This is a genomic window from Microbacterium binotii (assembly GCF_021398715.1).
Classification (GTDB): domain Bacteria; phylum Actinomycetota; class Actinomycetes; order Actinomycetales; family Microbacteriaceae; genus Microbacterium; species Microbacterium binotii_A.
Genome location: NZ_CP090347.1, coordinates 2,902,280 through 2,918,850, shown reverse-complemented (window position 1 = coordinate 2,918,850; position 16,571 = coordinate 2,902,280). Strand labels below are relative to the sequence as shown.

Annotated in this window: 16 protein-coding genes; 8 read left to right on the top strand and 8 right to left on the bottom strand. The window is 70.5% G+C overall.

What is annotated here, in order from left to right:
* Nucleotides 1-13 precede the first annotated feature (13 nt).
* Both LXM64_RS14130 and LXM64_RS14125 read right to left on the bottom strand, forming a co-directional pair.
* Entirely contained in the window at nucleotides 14-1,927 is a 1,914-nt protein-coding gene (locus LXM64_RS14130) for an MDR family MFS transporter (RefSeq protein ID WP_234073757.1), read from the bottom strand.
* 160 nt (nucleotides 1,928-2,087) lie between these two features.
* Complete coding sequence (locus LXM64_RS14125; protein ID WP_234073756.1) at nucleotides 2,088-2,975, bottom strand: aldo/keto reductase; 888 nt, start codon at nucleotides 2,973-2,975, stop codon at nucleotides 2,088-2,090.
* Between the two features lie 176 nt (nucleotides 2,976-3,151).
* Here LXM64_RS14125 and ddaH point away from each other — a divergent pair, with 176 nt between their 5' ends.
* The 3 genes from ddaH to LXM64_RS14110 all read left to right on the top strand — a co-directional run bounded on the left by ddaH (nucleotide 3,152) and on the right by LXM64_RS14110 (nucleotide 6,563).
* Nucleotides 3,152-4,006 (top strand): dimethylargininase, encoded by an 855-nt coding sequence (gene ddaH / locus LXM64_RS14120; protein WP_234073755.1) that lies wholly within the window; start codon nucleotides 3,152-3,154, stop codon nucleotides 4,004-4,006.
* A gap of 20 nt (nucleotides 4,007-4,026) precedes the next feature.
* Complete coding sequence (rocD, locus tag LXM64_RS14115) at nucleotides 4,027-5,241, top strand: ornithine--oxo-acid transaminase (protein WP_234073754.1); 1,215 nt, start codon at nucleotides 4,027-4,029, stop codon at nucleotides 5,239-5,241.
* A gap of 530 nt (nucleotides 5,242-5,771) precedes the next feature.
* Nucleotides 5,772-6,563, top strand: coding sequence for an IclR family transcriptional regulator (locus tag LXM64_RS14110; RefSeq protein WP_234073753.1), 792 nt, complete (start codon nucleotides 5,772-5,774; stop codon nucleotides 6,561-6,563).
* A 3-nt stretch (nucleotides 6,564-6,566) separates the two neighbouring features.
* On the opposite strand, the gene LXM64_RS14105 is transcribed toward LXM64_RS14110, so the two are convergent.
* The 6 genes from LXM64_RS14105 to LXM64_RS14080 are packed head-to-tail and all read right to left on the bottom strand — an operon-like array spanning nucleotide 6,567 to nucleotide 12,732.
* Nucleotides 6,567-7,742, bottom strand: a complete 1,176-nt coding sequence (locus tag LXM64_RS14105; RefSeq protein ID WP_234073752.1) for an acyl-CoA dehydrogenase family protein — start codon at nucleotides 7,740-7,742, stop codon at nucleotides 6,567-6,569.
* Nucleotides 7,739-8,608: an amidohydrolase family protein gene (locus tag LXM64_RS14100; RefSeq protein ID WP_326490533.1), complete on the bottom strand. Its 870-nt coding sequence runs from the start codon at nucleotides 8,606-8,608 to the stop codon at nucleotides 7,739-7,741. The genes LXM64_RS14105 and LXM64_RS14100 overlap by 4 nt, the downstream gene beginning before the upstream one ends.
* Nucleotides 8,605-10,227, bottom strand: coding sequence for an AMP-binding protein (locus tag LXM64_RS14095; RefSeq protein ID WP_234073751.1), 1,623 nt, complete (start codon nucleotides 10,225-10,227; stop codon nucleotides 8,605-8,607). The genes LXM64_RS14100 and LXM64_RS14095 overlap by 4 nt, the downstream gene beginning before the upstream one ends.
* Nucleotides 10,224-11,129: an SDR family oxidoreductase gene (locus LXM64_RS14090; RefSeq protein WP_419144869.1), complete on the bottom strand. Its 906-nt coding sequence runs from the start codon at nucleotides 11,127-11,129 to the stop codon at nucleotides 10,224-10,226. Before LXM64_RS14090 ends, LXM64_RS14095 begins: the two co-directional genes overlap by 4 nt.
* A gap of 5 nt (nucleotides 11,130-11,134) precedes the next feature.
* Nucleotides 11,135-11,590: a MaoC family dehydratase gene (locus LXM64_RS14085; RefSeq protein WP_234073749.1), complete on the bottom strand. Its 456-nt coding sequence runs from the start codon at nucleotides 11,588-11,590 to the stop codon at nucleotides 11,135-11,137.
* Nucleotides 11,587-12,732, bottom strand: coding sequence for a zinc-binding dehydrogenase (locus LXM64_RS14080; RefSeq protein WP_234073748.1), 1,146 nt, complete (start codon nucleotides 12,730-12,732; stop codon nucleotides 11,587-11,589). Before LXM64_RS14080 ends, LXM64_RS14085 begins: the two co-directional genes overlap by 4 nt.
* A gap of 154 nt (nucleotides 12,733-12,886) precedes the next feature.
* Here LXM64_RS14080 and LXM64_RS14075 point away from each other — a divergent pair, with 154 nt between their 5' ends.
* Genes LXM64_RS14075 through LXM64_RS14055 form a run of 5 tightly spaced genes read left to right on the top strand, consistent with a single transcriptional unit; the run spans nucleotide 12,887 to nucleotide 16,511 of the window.
* Complete coding sequence (locus tag LXM64_RS14075; RefSeq protein WP_234073747.1) at nucleotides 12,887-13,429, top strand: UGSC family (seleno)protein; 543 nt, start codon at nucleotides 12,887-12,889, stop codon at nucleotides 13,427-13,429.
* A gap of 2 nt (nucleotides 13,430-13,431) precedes the next feature.
* Nucleotides 13,432-14,541: a hypothetical protein gene (locus LXM64_RS14070; RefSeq protein WP_234073746.1), complete on the top strand. Its 1,110-nt coding sequence runs from the start codon at nucleotides 13,432-13,434 to the stop codon at nucleotides 14,539-14,541.
* Nucleotides 14,538-14,786, top strand: a complete 249-nt coding sequence (locus tag LXM64_RS14065; protein WP_234073745.1) for a hypothetical protein — start codon at nucleotides 14,538-14,540, stop codon at nucleotides 14,784-14,786. Before LXM64_RS14070 ends, LXM64_RS14065 begins: the two co-directional genes overlap by 4 nt.
* Nucleotides 14,787-14,799: 13 nt before the next feature.
* Nucleotides 14,800-16,080, top strand: coding sequence for an aconitase X (locus LXM64_RS14060; RefSeq protein WP_234073744.1), 1,281 nt, complete (start codon nucleotides 14,800-14,802; stop codon nucleotides 16,078-16,080).
* Nucleotides 16,077-16,511 (top strand): aconitase X swivel domain-containing protein, encoded by a 435-nt coding sequence (locus LXM64_RS14055; RefSeq protein ID WP_234073743.1) that lies wholly within the window; start codon nucleotides 16,077-16,079, stop codon nucleotides 16,509-16,511. The genes LXM64_RS14060 and LXM64_RS14055 overlap by 4 nt, the downstream gene beginning before the upstream one ends.
* Nucleotides 16,512-16,571 lie beyond the last annotated feature (60 nt).

The window sequence follows — 16,571 nt, the reverse complement described above, 5'->3', positions numbered from 1 at the left end:
GCGGTGACGGAGCTCAGTCGCGGAGGTCTCGCCTCGTGAGTGGTCGGTCCGCGGTGGGCACGGGGCCGGTGTCGGGCGCGACCAGCGCACCCGCATCCGCCGCCGCGGCCTGCGCGAGCACGGCCGGATCGTCGGCTTCGGATGCGGCGGCCGCCTCATCCGCCGCCTCCTGCAGCGCGGACTTGGCCCGCAGCGGAGGCGTGCGGAAGAACAGCGTCAGCACGAACGCGAGCAGCACGACACCCAGCGCCACTCGATAGACGACCGTCGCGGAATCGTTGAAGCCGACGAGGATCGGAGCGGTCAGGCGGGGGTCTGCGCCGTTGAGGAACGACGTGTCGTTCATGACCGACCCGTCGAAGCTCTGGTCGTCGCTCTTCGAGGCGAGAGCCTCCTGCACCTGCGGCACGGCCTGAGCGACGAACGCCTCGCGGGCGGCATCGTTCGAAAGGTCGACGGATGCGGCGCTCGCCGCCTGCTGCAGGTTCGCCACGATCGGGTCGTAGATCGTCTTCATGATCGCCGCGTTCTCGGGAGCCTGGGTGACCGCGGGATCGAGCGCCGCCTCGAGCGCGTTCGTGACGGTCGTCTCATCGGCGAAAGAGTTCTGGATGTTCGCGGGCACCAGTGTGAACAGGAGCGAGAGGAGCACGGCGGTGCCGAGGGTTCCACCGATCTGACGGAAGAAGGTCGACGCGCTCGTGGCCACACCCATGTCGCGCAGACCGACGGAGTTCTGGCTGGCGATCGTCAGCGTCTGCATGAGCTGACCGAGACCGAGACCGAGCAGCAGCATGGCGCCGGCGAGGAACCAGTACGAGCTGTCGACGCGGAGGAAGGTCAGCAGCACGTATCCACCCGAGAGGAACAGCGTGCCGAGGATCGGGAACATGCGGTACCGGCCGGTGCGCGCGATGATCTGACCGCTCGCGATCGAGGCGATCATGAGACCGAGGATCATCGGCAGCATCTGGAAGCCGCTCTCGGTGGGCGTGGCGCCCAGCACGAGCTGCAGATACAGCGGCAGCGTCAGCATCGCACCGAACATGCCGAAGCCCACGAGCACGCCGATGACGGTCGCCATCGAGAACGTCGACGAGTGGAAGAGCGTCAGCGGGATCAGCGCATCCGTCTTCATCGCGCGTTCGACGAACACGAACGCGACAGCGCCTAGCGCACCCACGACGTAGCAGGCGATGGCGATGGGGGAGTCCCAGCCCCACTCGCGGCCCTGTTCGGCCACCAGCAGGAGCGGGACGAGGGCGACCACGACGAGCGCCGCGCCCCACCAGTCGATGCGCACCGACTCGCGCGGGTGGTGCGGGATGTGCAGGAAGCGCACGACGATGAACAGGGCGATGATGCCGATCGGCACATTGATGAGGAACACCCAGCGCCATCCCGCGATCCACAGGATCTGGTCCGCGCCGGAGAAGAGTCCGCCGACCAGGGGGCCGATGACGCTCGAGATGCCGAAGACGGCGAGGAAGTAGCCCTGGTACTTGGCGCGCTCGCGCGGCGCGAGGATGTCGCCCATGATCGCCAGTGGCATCGACATGAGACCGCCGGCGCCGAGGCCCTGCACCGCGCGGAACGCGGCGAGCTGCACCATGTCGGTCGAGAAGCTCGCGAGCACGGAGCCGAGGATGAACACGATGATGGCGAAGAGGAAGAGGGGTCGGCGGCCGAAGATGTCGGAGAGCTTGCCGTAGATGGGCGTGGCGATCGTCGAGACGATCAGGTACGCCGTGGTGACCCAGGCCTGCAGGCTCAGCCCGTGCAGGTCGTCGCCGATCGTGCGGATCGCCGTGCCCACGATGGTCTGGTCGAGGGCGGAGAGGAACATGCCGGCCATGAGGCCGAAGATCACCAGCAGGATGGCGCGGTGCGTCATCACTGGCTGGTCGGTGCGCGCAGTCTCGGACATGGAGCCTCCGGTGGGATGAGGCGGAAAAGGTTGACTATCCGCAACTATCGGACGTCTGATCATAGACCCGCTCTGTGACCACCGGACGCCACGGGCCTATCGACGAGGAAGGGATGCGGCCGGAACGATCGCCCGCCGCATCCCTTCGTCCTCTCGCGCGTCAGGCGTCGATGCCCACCGAGTAGGACAGTCGCTCGATCTCGTCCGCGGACAGCTCCAGATCGGCCGCCTTCGCGCTGTCGGTGATGGATGCGGCACGCCGTGCGCCCGGGATCGGGATCACGGTGTCGGCGAGGGCGAGCTCCCAGGCGAGCACTACCTGCTGCGGGCTGACGCCGTGCGCCTCGCCGACCTCGGAGAACACGCGGAAGCGCTCGCCGACTGAGCGTCCGCCGCCGCCGGTGCCGCCGAGCGGGCTCCAAGGGAGGAACGCGAGTCCTGCATCCGCGCAGTAGGTCAGCTCCTTGTAGCTGCCGGGATGGCGCGGCGAGAACTCGTTCTGCACGCTCACGAGCGCGTCGCCGAGGACCTCCTGGGCGATCTGGATCTCCTCGATGCTCGCGTTCGAGATGCCGAGCGCGCGCACCTTGCCCTCGTCGTGCAGGGTCTTGAGGTTCTGCATGATCTCGCCGTAGACGATCCAGCGGTCGGGGCGGTGGTACTGATACAGGTCGATGACGTCGGTGCCCAGGCGCCGCAGCGACGACTCCACGGCGCCGCGCAGGTACGGCAGGGAGCCGTCGCGGCCGAAGTCCTTCTCCTCGGTGCGCGTGATGCCGCCCTTCGTCGTCACCACGATCGACGAGCGGTCGCCGCCCCACGAGGCGAGGGCTTCGGCGACGAGCTGCTCGTTGTGCCCCATCGCATCCCAGCTCGGGGCGTAGATGTCGGCCGTGTCGATGAACGTCACGCCCGCATCCAGCGCGGCGTGCACGGTCCCGATCGCGCTCTGCCGATCGGGGAGCTCGTTGTCGTTGTTCATCGAGAGGGGCATGGCTCCGAGGCCGATGGCCGAGACGGAGAACGGTCCGAGTGTGCGCTGCTTCATAGGGTCTCCTTCGACAGGGGTGTGCGCTCCAGCCTGGCACGGCCGCATCGGGTGCGGGCTTCCGGTCGTGATCGGCCTCATCGTGCGAGAATGTCATCCGGCGTGCCCGTGTCGCCGGCTCTCTGACAGCTCCGCCGGGCCCCAGGACAGCGTCCGCCGTATGTCGAAGGAGCTGAATGTCCACCGCATCCGTGCCCTCATCCCGTATCGCCCAGCGCCGCAGCTACCTGATGTGCCGTCCCGAGCACTTCACGGTCAGCTACTCCATCAATCCGTGGATGCGGCCCGCCGACCCGACCGACACGGCCAAGGCCGTCGCGCAGTGGCAGACGCTGTACGACGCCTACGTCGCGCTCGGCCACGAGGTGCGCCTCATCGACGGCGTGCCCGGGCTTCCCGACATGGTCTATACGGCCAACGGCGGCTTCGTCATCGACGGTGTCGCCTACGGCCCGAAGTTCCGCTTCGCCGAGCGCGCGGAGGAGGCGGAGCCGTTCATGGACTGGTTCGCCGCGAACGGGTTCCGCGTCGCCCGACCCGAGGAGGTCAACGAGGGCGAGGGGGACTTCCTTCTCGTGGGGAACACGATCCTCGCCGGCACCGGCTTCCGCTCGACCGGTGACAGCCACCGCGAGGTCGGAGAGGTCTTCGGCCGTGAGGTCGTCTCGCTCACGCTCGTGGATCCGCGGTTCTACCACCTCGACACCGCGATCGCCGTGCTGGACCCGGTCGAGGGCCCCGGCGGCGTCGAGAAGGCGAACATCGCGTATCTTCCGGGCGCGTTCGACGAGGCGAGCCAGGAGATCCTCGCCGAGCGTTACCCCGACGCCATCCGCGTCTCGGATGCGGACGGCGACGTCTTCGGGCTGAACTCCGCCAGCGACGGCTACAACGTGTTCATCTCGCCCCGCGCGAAAGGGTTCGAGGCGCAGCTGCGCGAGCGCGGGTACAACCCCGTGCTGATCGATCTGTCCGAGCTGCTGCTCGGCGGCGGCGGCATCAAGTGCTGCACGCTGGAGCTGCGTCGATGACGTCGATGAAGGAGACCGACATGTCTGTGCTCGACACCACCACGAGCGACATCATCACGGCCGAGGACGCGCACCTCGCCCACAACTACCACCCGCTGCCGGTCGTCATCTCCCGCGGTGAGGGATCGTGGGTCACCGACGTCGAGGGCAAGCGCTACCTCGACCTGCTGTCGGCGTACTCCGCCCTCAACTTCGGCCACCTGCATCCGGCGATCGTGGCGGTCGCGCAGGAGCAGCTCACGCGCCTCACCCTGACGAGCCGGGCGTACCACAACGACCAGCTCGGCGTCTTCGCGGCTGCGCTCGCCGAGCTGTGCGGCAAGGACCTCGTCCTGCCGATGAACACGGGCGCCGAGGCGGTCGAGACCGCGATCAAGGTCGCCCGCGCGTGGGCGTACCGGGTGAAGGGGGTTCCTGCCGGTGCGGCCGAGATCGTCGTCGCGGGCGGCAACTTCCACGGCCGGACGACGACCATCGTCGGCTTCAGCGACGACCCTGAGGCGCGCGGCGATTTCGGCCCGTTCACACCCGGGTTCGTCGCGGCACCGTTCGGTGACGCGGACGCCCTCGAAGCGGCCATCACCGACAGCACCGCGGCCGTGCTGATCGAGCCGATCCAGGGCGAGGCAGGCGTCATCGTGCCTCCCTCGGGATACCTCGCCGCGGTGCGTGAGATCTGCACCCGCCACGAGGTGCTGTTCATCGCCGATGAGATCCAATCGGGCCTCGGGCGCACCGGCTACACGTTCGCGTGCGAGCGCGAGGGCGTCGTGCCCGACATGTACGTGCTGGGCAAGGCGCTGGGTGGCGGCATCCTCCCCGTCTCCGCCGTCGCGGCCGATGCGGCGGTGCTGGGCGTCATTCGTCCCGGCGAGCACGGCTCGACGTTCGGCGGCAACCCGCTGGCCGCTGCCGTGGGGCATCGCGTGGTCGAGATGCTCGCCACGGGTGAGTTCCAGCAGCGTGCCAAAGCGCTCGGTGAGCACCTCGAGTCGCGGCTGAACGACCTCGTCGGCCACGGCGTCTCGGCGGTGCGCGTGGCGGGACTCTGGGCCGGCGTCGACATCGACCCCGCGCAGGGGACCGCGCGCGAGGTCGCCGAGCGACTGCTCGGGCGCGGGGTGCTCGTGAAGGACACCCACGGCCAGACCATCCGCATCGCGCCGCCGCTCGTCGTGCGCGCGACGGAACTGGACTGGGCGATCGAGCAGCTGAAGCTCGTCCTCACCGCCTGACGCACGTCGTCGCCGGGCGGCACGCACCTGGCGCGCGCGGCGGTGCGTGTCTCACTTGTGCAGATTTCGGGGGTGCTGAGCGTGCATAAGTGAGACACGGATGTGTGCGTGGCGTGCGCGGGGTGCTGCGTGCGCGGGCTGCTGCGTGTCTCGGTTGTGCAGGTAGGGGGTGCTGTGCGCGTGCATAAGTGAGACACGGATGTGTGCGTGGCGTGCGCGGGGTGCTGCGTGTCTCGGTTGTGCGGGTCTCGCGGGTGTTGAGCGTGCATAAGTGAGACATGGATGCGGGGCGTGGCGTGCGCAGGGGCTGCGTGTCTCACTTGTGCACGTTTGGGGCGCGTTGGGCGTGCATGAGTGAGACACGGATGCGGGTGTAGCACCAGCACCAGCACCAGCACCAGCACCAGCACCAGCACCAGCCCCGGCGGGGGCATCGGCCGAGACACGCGCGAGGGCGGCACGGGAGGTGGGTTCCACGCAGCGGAAACGGGGCATAGCCAGGGCGGGACGCATCAGCGATGATGGGGGGCATGGCGATGGCGCTGGAGGGTACGTCCGACGACGGTGCGCGCTCGCTGATCGACCGGGCCTTTGCCATCCTCGGCACCTTCCAGGGCGGTCGCGTGCGTCAGTCCCTCTCGGACATCTCTCGCCGCACCGGGTTGCCGATCGCGACCTGTCACCGCATCGTCAAACGCCTCACCGAGTGGGGCGCGCTGGAGCGGGACGCCGACGGGCGCTACAACATCGGCCTGCGTCTGTGGGAGACCGCATCGCTCGCGCCGCGATCGGTCGGGCTGCAGCGCCTCGCCCGGCCCTACCTGCTCGACCTGTACGAGACGACGGGATACGCCGCGCACCTCGCGATCCGCGAGGGGCTCGAACTCGTCTCGATCGAGCTCCTGCAGAGCCCGCGTCGACCCGCGGCGAGACCCCGCGTCGGGAACAGATATCCGCTGCACGCGACGGCGATCGGCCTCGTGCTCCTCGCCCACGCACCCGAGGAGGTGCGGGCGGAGGTCCTCGCGCGCCCGCTCACCGCCTTCACCTCGCGGACCTACACCGACCCGGTGCTGCTCGAGCGCCTGCTCGCCGACATCCGCCGCAGCGGCTACGCCGTCAGCGACCGGCAGGTGGACAACGTGCACATCAGCGTCGCCGCACCCGTCTACGCGGCCGACGGCTCCGTGGTCGCCGCCTGCTCGCTCGCTCTGACCGAGCAGGATGTGGACGGCAAGAACATGATCCACCTCGTGCGACTGACGGCGACCTCCATCTCCCGGCAGCTCGCCGCGGCGGGGTACGCGCGCCCCGAGTCCTGACCGTCAGCGGGTGAAGGCGCTGAGTCCCGTGACGGCGCGTCCCACGATCAGCGCGTTCATCTCCCTCGTGCCCTCGAACGTGTAGAGCGCCTCCGCGTCGGCGAAGAAGCGGGCGACGTCGTTGTCGACGCGGATACCCTCCGCACCGCAGATCTCCCGGGCGAGGGCGACCGTCTCGCGGGCGCGGTCGGCTGCCCAGCCCTTCACGAGCGCCGCCTGCATCTCGTCCGCGCCGCCGTTCTGGCGCGCGTCGGTGATCGCCACGGCCAGCGCGAGTGTCGCGGTGGCATTCCCCAGCATCCGCGACAGCTTCTCCTGCACGAGCTGGAACCCCGCGATCGGCCGCCCGAACTGCCGCCGGCGCGACGCGTAGGCGAGCGCGGCCTCGTACGCCCCGATCTGCAGTCCGGCCGCGTTCCACGCGACGACGAACCGCAGGTCGGCCAGGATCGCGGCGAGGTCGGCGAAGGAGTCGATGCGCTGCAGCCGATCGCTCTCGGGCACGCGCACATCGCGCAGCTCGATGTCGCCGTTGCGCACCATCCGCAGCGCGATCTTCCCCGTCACGTCGCGCACCGTCACCCCTTCGGCCGCACGCGGCACGAGGAACGCCTTCACCTGATCGTCGGCGGTGTCGCGGGCGACCACGACGATCACCTCCGACAGCGCCGCGTTGCCGATCCACCGTTTGTGGCCCCGGATGCGCCACGTGTCGCCCTCACGGGTCGCGGTGGTCTCGAGGCCGCCGGCGACGTCGGAGCCGTGGTCGGGTTCGGTGAGTGCGAAGCATCCGGTGAGATCGAACGAGCGGATGCGGGGATCCCACCGCTCCACCTGCTCGGGGGAGCCGCCCCGGCGCACGAGCGTGCGGAACATGCCCACCTGCCCGCCGTAGAGGGTGCCGATCGACATGTCGAAGCGGGCGAGCTCGAGGTGGCGGAAGCCGACGTAGAGCGGGCGCGGCTCGCCGTCCTCGCCGACGATCGCCGGATCGTCCTCGAGGTGCAGCGCCGCGATCTCCGTGCGCAGGTGCGCGGGACAGTGGGCGTCCTCCCACCAGGCGGCCAGATGCGGTCGAGCGCGGTGCTCCAGTAGATCGCGCAACTCGCTGAGCTTGGCTGCTTCGGCCTCCGTGAGCCGCCCGGCGTAGCCGAAGACGTCGGTGGGGGCGGCCGTCACGACAGCCCCAGCAGTCGGGCGGCGTTCTGCTTGACGATCATCTCGTGCACGTCGGCCGGGAACTCGAGCGTCTGTACGTCGTTCAACCACCGGTCGGGGGTGAGGGCGGGCATGTCGGACCCGAAGAGCATCTTGTGCTTCAGGTAGGTGCGCGCGGCCCGCACGAGAGCGGGCGAGAAGTACTTCGGCGACCAGCCGGACAGATCGATCCACGTGTTGAGCTTGTGCGTGGCGATCGACAGCGCCTCGTCCTGCCACGGCACGCTCGGGTGGGCCATGATCACCTGAAGGTCCGGATGCCGCGCCGCGACGTCGTCGAGGAGCATCGGATTCGACAGCGACAGTCGGAATCCCCATCCGCCGGGGGTCCCGGCGCCGGCACCCGTCTGACCCGTGTGGACGATGATCGGGACGCCGAGCTCTTCGATCGTGGACCACAGCGGATCGAACTCCTCGGCGGACGGGTCGAAGCCCTGCACCGAGGGGTGGAATTTGAATCCGCGCACGCCCAGCTCGCCGACCTGGCGGCGCGCCTCCTCGACCGCCGCCTCGCCCTGGAGCGGGTCGACGCTGCCGAACGGGATCAGCACGTCGGCGTTGCGGTGGGCGCCCGCGGCGAGGTCGTCGATGCTGTTGGGGGCGTGGCCCAGGTTGGTGGTCGCGTCCACCGTGAACACGACCGCGGCCATCCTGCGCTCGCGGTAGTAGTGAGCGGTCGCGTCCACCGTGCGCGGCGGCTCGCTGCTGCCGAAGTACGCCGCCATGGCGGCGGTCAGGGCGGGCGGCGACGCGGTGCGTCCGCTGTCGTCGATCTGCACATGGACGTGCACGTCGATCGCGGTGACGGCGTTCAGATCGATGGTCATCGTGCTCCCTGCATCCGTTCTGCCTGTTCCGCGGCGGCGTCGGCCTTGACGCGCGCGAGTTCGATCTTGCCGGTCTGGCTGCGTGCGAGCGTCGGCCGCACGAAGACCTGGCGGGGCTTCTTGTATCCGGCGAGGCGCTCGTCGAGGTAGGCCGCGAGGGCATCGAGGTCGATGGCGGCTCCGGCGACGGGCACGATCATGGCCGCGACCACCTCGCCGAATCGCGGATGCGGCAGGCCGAACACGACGGCGTCGTCGATGTCGGGGTGCGTCAGCAGTTGCTCCTCCACCTCAGCCGGGAACACCTTCTCGCCGCCCGTGTTGACCACGGCGCTGAGTCGACCGAGCAGTTCCACCGAGCCGTCACCGCGCGCGAGGGCCCAGTCGCCGGGCATCACGTAACGGTGCTCGCCGATCGTCGGGAAGGTGCGGGCGGTCTTCTCGGGGTCGCCGTAGTAGCCCCGGGGGAGGACGCCGCGGAAGGCGAGGATGCCGCGGGCGCCGGCGACAGGAGGGATCTCGGCGAGATCCTCGTCCAGCAGCACGGTGCCGGGAGTCAGCATGAGCTTTGCGGGCAGATCGTCGGCGGCCCGCGTGATGCCGAACGCGAACGGCCCGCCCTCGCTGGAGGCGAGCAGGTCGATGATCATCACGTCGCCCTGCTCGTGCAGACGTCGTTTGACCTCGTCGCTGAAACGCATGCCGGAGCTCATGATCGAATCGACGCGTCCGAGCCCCCGACCGTCCGCCTCGACGGCGTCGACGAAGGGCAGCGCGACGGCGTCCCCGGCGACCACGAGACGGGTCACCCCGTGCTCGTGCAGCATGGCGAGGGCCTCCGCGACGTCGAGGTGGGCGTTCTCGAGGAGCACGATCGTGCCGCCCAGGGCGAGGGTCCCCATGGTCGTGGACTGCGCGGTGCCGTGCAGCATCGGGGGCAGCGGCAACGTCACCACCCGCGGAGTCTCCGGGGCGGTCGCGATGCGCACCGCCTCGTCGAGGTCTTCCGGCGGGTCGATCCCGATGACCCCCCACGTCGACTGGCGACGCGCCTGGAGCAGGGTGTCCATCTCCCAGACGACGGCCTTGGGGGCGCCGGTCGTGCCGCCCGTGTAGAGCCGCAGATCCGCGCCGCGGGGCGCGTCCAGGGGGATCTCGCCGCCCGCCGCGATGATCGCGTCGTAGTCCTCGGCGCCCGGGATGGATGCGGTACCGCCCCCGTCGTCGACGGCGACGAGCCGGACGACGGGCTCAAGACCCGTCACGGCCTCGGCGGCGACGGTCGTGAGCGATGTCGGCGCGATCAGCACCTTCGCATCGCAGTCCTCCAGAAGCGCGCGCACCTCGCCCGCCCGGTAGCGGTAGTTGATCGCGACGGGTGAGGCGCCGACGGCCAGGCACGCCCAGAAGAAGGTGAGGTACTCGACCCGGTTGTACAGCAGGAGCGCCGCGGCGTCGCCGAGGCCCACGCCGCTCTCGCGCAGGTGGCGGGCGAGCGCACCCGCCTCCGCGGCGAATTCCGCGTAGCTGAGGCGCCGCGTCGGCGTGACGATGGCGGTGCGGTCGGGATCGGCCCGGGCGATCCGCGCCCACAGGTCGCTGTAGTGGATACCGCTCACGCGTCCTCCCTCCGCGACGGCGGCCCCGAGGGCTGCGCCTGCGCGGCGAAGCGGTCGGCCCAGGCGGCGTCGATCTGCTCCGCGCTCCACCCGCCGTCCCGATGGTCGGTGTCGAGCACCTGCGGGTGGGCGTAGAGGGTGAGCCGGTCGCCGCCGATCCCGATGGCTTGGCCCGTCACTCCTGCGGCCCTCTCCGATGCGAGCCACACCACCAGCGGCGCCACATCGTCGGGGGTGCCCAGCGCCTTCTCCCGGCGGAGCTCCGGCGGGACCGGGAGGCCCGCGAGGTGGTCCTCCCACGCCTGCGCGTATGCGGGGATCGTGGCCGTCATGGGAGAGAGCGCCGTCGGGACGACGGCGTTCACCGTGATGCCGGCGCGGGCGAGCTCGAGCGACCATGTGCGCGCCATCGCGACGATGCCCGCCTTCACCGCCGCGTAGTTGGTCTGGCCGAAGCTGCCGAACTGGCCCGCGGGCGAGCCGATCAGGACGATGCGCCCGCCCTCGCCCTGCTCACGCAGGAAGGACGCGGCGGCGCGGGCGCACGTGAAGGTGCCGCGCAGATGCGTCTCGACGACGAGATCGAACTCGTCATCGCTCATCTTCCAGAGCACGCGGTCGCGCAGCACGCCCGCGTTGGCGACGAGGACATCGAGGCGGCCGAAGGCCTCGACAGCCGCACGGACGAGCTCCTCCGCCGCCGCCGTCGAGCCGACCGCCGCGATGGCGGCCGTGGCCGACCCGCCCGCGGCGCGGATCTCCTCCACCACGGCGCCGGCCGATGCCGCATCCACGTCGTTGACGACGACGGCAGCGCCTGCGGCCGCGAGGGCGAGCGCGTAGGCCCGGCCGAGGCTCCGGCCCGCACCCGTGACGATCGCGACGCGTCCGTCGAGTCGGATGCCGCTCACCGGAAGTGCCTCAGGATCAGCTCGGCGACGACGCCGGGCTTGGCGGAGCCCTCGACCTCGAACGTCAGCGCGAGGGTCACCTGCAGCGCATCCCCGCGGTCTTCGACCTCGGCGATGCGGCCGGCGAGGCGGATGCGTCCGCCCGACGGCGTCGGTGCGGGGAAGCGGATGCGGTCGAACCCGTAGACGATGCCGGCGCTGGCTCCGCTCACGCGGTAGATCTCGCGCAGAGGCAGGACGACCATGCTCAGGGTCAGCATGCCGTGGGCGATGCGGCCGCCGAAGGGGGAGGCGGCCGCGGCGGCTTCGTCCACGTGCAGCGGGTTGTCGTCACCGGTCAGATCCGCGTAGACGTCGATGTCGTCTTGCGTGATCGGGTACCAGGAGGACGGGCCCAGCTCTCTGCCGCGCGCGGCGGGAAGGTCCTCGATCGCAATGGCGTCGGTCGTCATCGGGTCTCCTCTTCTCGGACACGTCGGGGAAGGATGATGGCCCGGCCGGTGATCTCGCCCCGCGCGAGCGCCGCGTAGGCGGCGTCCGCGTCCTCGAGGTCGAAACGGCGGGTCACGAGTCGGTCGGTGTCGAAGGCGCCCTCGGCGGCGAGGCGCACGACGGCGGGCAGGTCTTCGCGGGTGCGCGCGCCGAAGGAGCCGACGATCTGCTGCCCGCGGCGCACGAGAGGGGTGATCTCCACCTGTGCCCGGGTCCCGGCGGCGGCGATCCCGATCGCGACGAGGCGCGCACCGTCGGCGAGCATCCCCAGCCCCTGCTCCAGGGTCTCGGCGCGGCCCAACGCCTCGAAGACGACATCGGCCCCGCCCGACAGGGTGCGCACCGCCGCGACCGGGTCCTCGATCGACGCGTCGACGGTGGCGGTCGCGCCCAGCTCGCGGGCGCTGCGCAGCTTGTCCGCGGCGATGTCGACGGCGATGACCTCACCGGCGCCGGCCTCGAGGCACAGGGGGATGAGGCTCGATCCGATCCCGCCGACGCCGATGATCGCGACGGTCGACCCCTCGGCGACCTCCCCCGCGCGGAAGACGGCGCCGTAGGAGGTCAGTCCCGCGCAGCCGAGGATGCAGGAGGTCTCGGGATCGAGACCGGCCGTGAGGGTCGCCAGTGCGGAGATCGGGACGACGCAGTACTCGGCGAGCCCGCCCATCGAGTACATCGCGAGGAACGACCCGTCCGGCATCCGAAGTCTGCTGCGGCCGTCGAACAGGGTCCCCTCCAGTCGATTGCGTCGGAAGAACTGCTCGCACAGGTCGTCGCGGCCGCGCAGGCACGCCCTGCAGGTGCGGCAGGGCATGATGAACCCGGCCACGACGGTGTCGCCAATCTCGAACGATGTGTCGCTGCCGGCGCCGATGCCCACGATCCGCCCGCTCACCTCGTGCCCCATGACCGCGGGGCGCGGGAAGGCGACCTCGCCCTTGATCACGTGCAGGTCGGTGTGGCAGACGCCGCACGCGATCACCTCGAGCAGCACCTCGTCGGGCCCGGGTTCCGGGACGGCGATCGTCATCATCCGCATCGCGGCGCGCTCGTCCGCCAGCACCGCTGCCCGCATCGTCGCGGGGATGGGAGTCAACACGGATCGTCCTCGTTCCTGTGGTCTCCCAGCATCCTGTCCGCTGCCCTCCGGACGAGCACGCACCCTTCCGTGGAGTGAAAACCAGCCTCCGAGCGAGGCGAGCGCGCGTGTCATCCTGACCGCCGCGCAACTGGCGCGACGAAGGGAGAGCGAGATGGCACCGCAGGAAGCGCTGCTGGATCCGACGGGGATGAGCGCGGGCGCCGACGACGGCACGCTCGCCGCTCGTCCGGTGAGCCTGCGAGGACTCCGGGTCGGGCTGCTGGACAACACGAAGCCGAACGCCACGATGTTGCTGGAGGAGATCGCTGCCATCCTCCAGCGCGAGCATGCCGCGGGCGAGGCGACGCTGTACACCAAGGACTACTTCGGGACCCCCCTGTCCGAACCGCTGCTGGAGCGCATCGCCGCGGAGAACGACATCGTGATCACCGCCGTCGGTGACTGCGGCAGCTGCTCGGCGGCGACCGTCGCCGACGGGATCATGTTCGAACGCGCGGGAGTGCCGACGGTGTCGATCACCTCGGACTCGTTCTTCATGTCGGGTCGCGCCATGGCCTCGGTGCAGGGGTTCCCGGGGTTCGAGTTCACCGCCGTCGCGCATCCGATGGCGAGTCTGACGGAGACCGAGGTGCGCGAGCGCGCGGCCGCGGTCATGCCCGAGGTCCTGCGGATCCTCGGCGTGGAGGAGGGATGACGATGACGCTTCTGACGGACGAGACGCCCACGGTCGACGCCGACCGCGTGCGCGAGCTGGTCGAGTACTACTACGAGAACGACTGGACCGACGGCCTGCCCGTGGTGCCGGTCACCGAGAGCCTCCTCGGAGAGTTCCTCGCGGCGACGGATCGCGGCGCCGACGAGGTGCTGTTCACGATCTCGCACCTCAACCGCTCGATGACCGTGCGGCTCGCTGCGATCAACGCGGCGATGGCGGGATGCCGGGCGGACTACTTCCCGACCGTGATCGCGGCATGGGAGGCCATCGCGAAGGAGCCGCACCCGGCTCGCGGGATCTGGCAGTCGACGACCGGCACGGCGCCGATGCTCGTGGTCAACGGCCCGGTCCGCGAAAGGATCGGCCTGAACGGGCGCGGCAACGTCTTCGGATCGGGCTTCCGGGCGAACGCCACGATCGGGCGGGCGATCCGGCTCGGGTGCATCAACGTGTTCGGCCTGCATCCGCACAAGCTCGACCAGGCGACGCAGGGCACTCCCGCCAAGTACTCGGCCTGCATCGCCGAGAACGAGGAGCAGAGCCCCTGGGAGCCGTTGCACGTCGAGCACGGCTTCGCCCCCGACGACGATGTCGTCACCGCGTTCGTCATCCGCTCGGTCGTGCACATCGAGGCGCGGCACACGCAGGAGCCGGAGCAGCTGGCCCGCGACCTGATCGACACGATCGCCCGCACCGGTGCGCTCATCCACGAGTACACGAGCGCACTGCTGGTGCTCACCCCCGAGCACGCTCAGGTGTTCGCCCAGGCCGGCTGGAGCAAGGACGACCTGCGCACCTTCGTGTTCGAGAACGCCCGTCGTGCGCGTGCCGAACTCGCCGCCGTCGGCAAGGACGCCCTGTCCCACAAGACCCGCTGGCGGCTGCCGAGCACGCATCCCGACTCGATGCCCGACACGGCGAGTGCGAGCGACGAACCCGACACGGTCGCGTCGCTGCACAACCCCAGTTCGGTGCAGATCATGGTCGCCGGCGCCGACAACGCGGGCGTCTCGGCGGTCGTGGAGATCTTCACGCTCAATCCGCCGCGCGAGATCCCCTTCTCGCAGAGCCGGATCGGAGGCGAGCGATGAGCGCCGTGACCTCCGTCGACGAGGCGCTCGCGCCCTTCGGCGAGATGATGGGCGCGGACGGCTACCTGCTCAGCTGGGAGGCCTCGACCGGCGATCGGATCGTCGTGCGCATCGAGGCCGGCGAGGGGGCCTGTGCGGACTGCCTCGTGCCGCTGAGCGTCATGGAGGCGATCATGGGGCAGGCGCTCGCGCCCACCGCGTACGAGCTGGATCACGTGGTGCTGCCCGAGGGCGCCGCGCACTGAGCGGTCCGCGATCATGCACCTCACCGACGAGGAGAAGCGCATGCGCGACGGCGTCGAGGGCGACGCCGTCGCGGTCGCGATGGACCTGCTGATCCGCTACGGCGACGCGCTCGAAGCCGAGCGCCTGGTCGCCACCCGCAACGTCGCCGGAACCATGACCCAGCCTTCACCGGCCAAGGCGAAGCTGGTGGCGGAGGGCGGCTGGGCCAAGGCGTTCGCCGTCATGAACCTCGACAGCGACCGCGAGCTCGAGATCCCCTCGATGCGCGTGCCGACCTGCCAGCTGCAGCACGGCTTCGGCGCCGACGCGGAGGGACTGACCCGATATCCGGCCGACAGCATCCGGCTGCAGGAGGACGCGGAGTCTTACTTCACCGATCGCGGGGTGCGGGTGCTGGGCACGTGCACCCCGTACCAGGTGGGCAACCTTCCCGTGCTCGGCGAGCACTGCGCCTGGATGGAGTCATCGGCCGTCGTCTACGCGAACTCCGTGCTGGGCGCCCGCACGAACTGCGAGGGCGCCGCCTCCACCGGCGCTGCGTCGTTGACCGGCCGCATCCCGTACTGGGGCAACCACCTTCCCGCCAACCGCCTCGCCACCCACCTCGTGCGCGCCGAGACGCCCGTGGCAGGCTTCCGGGAGTGGGGGCTGCTCGGCTACTTCGTGGGCGAGCTCGTGCAGGAGGCGCGACCCGCGGTCGTCGGCTCGCTCGCGCCGGCATCGGATGCGGACCTCAAGCACTTCGGGGCGGCCACCGCGACCTCGGGCGGTGTGGAGCTGTACCACCTGCCCGGTGTCACGCCGGAGGCGCCGACCCTGGACGCGGCGTTCGGGAGCTCTCGGATACCCGAGGCGGTGACATACGGCCGGCGGGAGCGGCGGGCGACGTACGAGACGCTCAACGCGCAGGGCGAGAGCGCGGAGGTCGACTTCGTGCTGCTCGGCTGCCCCCACGCCTCCCTCACCCAGGTGCAGGAGATCGCGGGGCTCCTGGAGGGGCGCCGCCTGGCCGACGGCGCGCAGCTGTGGGTCATGCTGCCGCGTGCGCTCGCCTCCGATGCCCTGCGCCGTGGCTGGACGCGCACGATCACCCGCGCCGGCGGGCGGGTGCTGACCGAGTCGTGCCCCGCGATGTCGCGCGCCGCTCCGCCCGGCACCCGCGTCATGGCCACGGACTCGGCCAAGCAGGCGCACTACCTGCCCGCGATCCTCGGCATCGAGGCGTGGTTCGGCACGACGCGCGAGTGCGTGGATGCGGCCGTGACGGGCCGCTGGCGGGGGGAGCTGACGTGATCGAGCTGGTGGGGCGGGGGATCGTCCCCGGGCGCGTGCGCGCGCCGGCGCTCGTCACGCGCGAGCCGATCTCGGGATTCGGGGGGATCGACGTCGCAACCGGGACGGTGATCGAGCCGCGGCACGAGCTGTTCGGTCAGTGCTTCACGGGTCGGGTGCTCGTCTTCCCCGGCGCGAAGGGCTCCTCGGGGTGGTCGGGGTTCTTCCAGAGCACGCGACTCATGGGCACCGCTCCCGCCGCCCTCGTGTTCGACGTCATCACGACCAAGGCCGTGCTCGGCGCCATCGTGACGCGAGTGCCGACGGTGGTGCAGGCCGCCCCCGCGCCGCTGGAGACGATCCGCACCGGCGACGTCGTGGAGGTCGACGGAGACACCGGCCGGATCGTCGTGATCCGGACCGACGGGGTGGCGGTGCATTCCGGTGAGTGAAAAGGTGGTTGGACCCCGGCGTACTGGTTCGCAGACTCGTCGTGTCGCTCGCAATGGCGT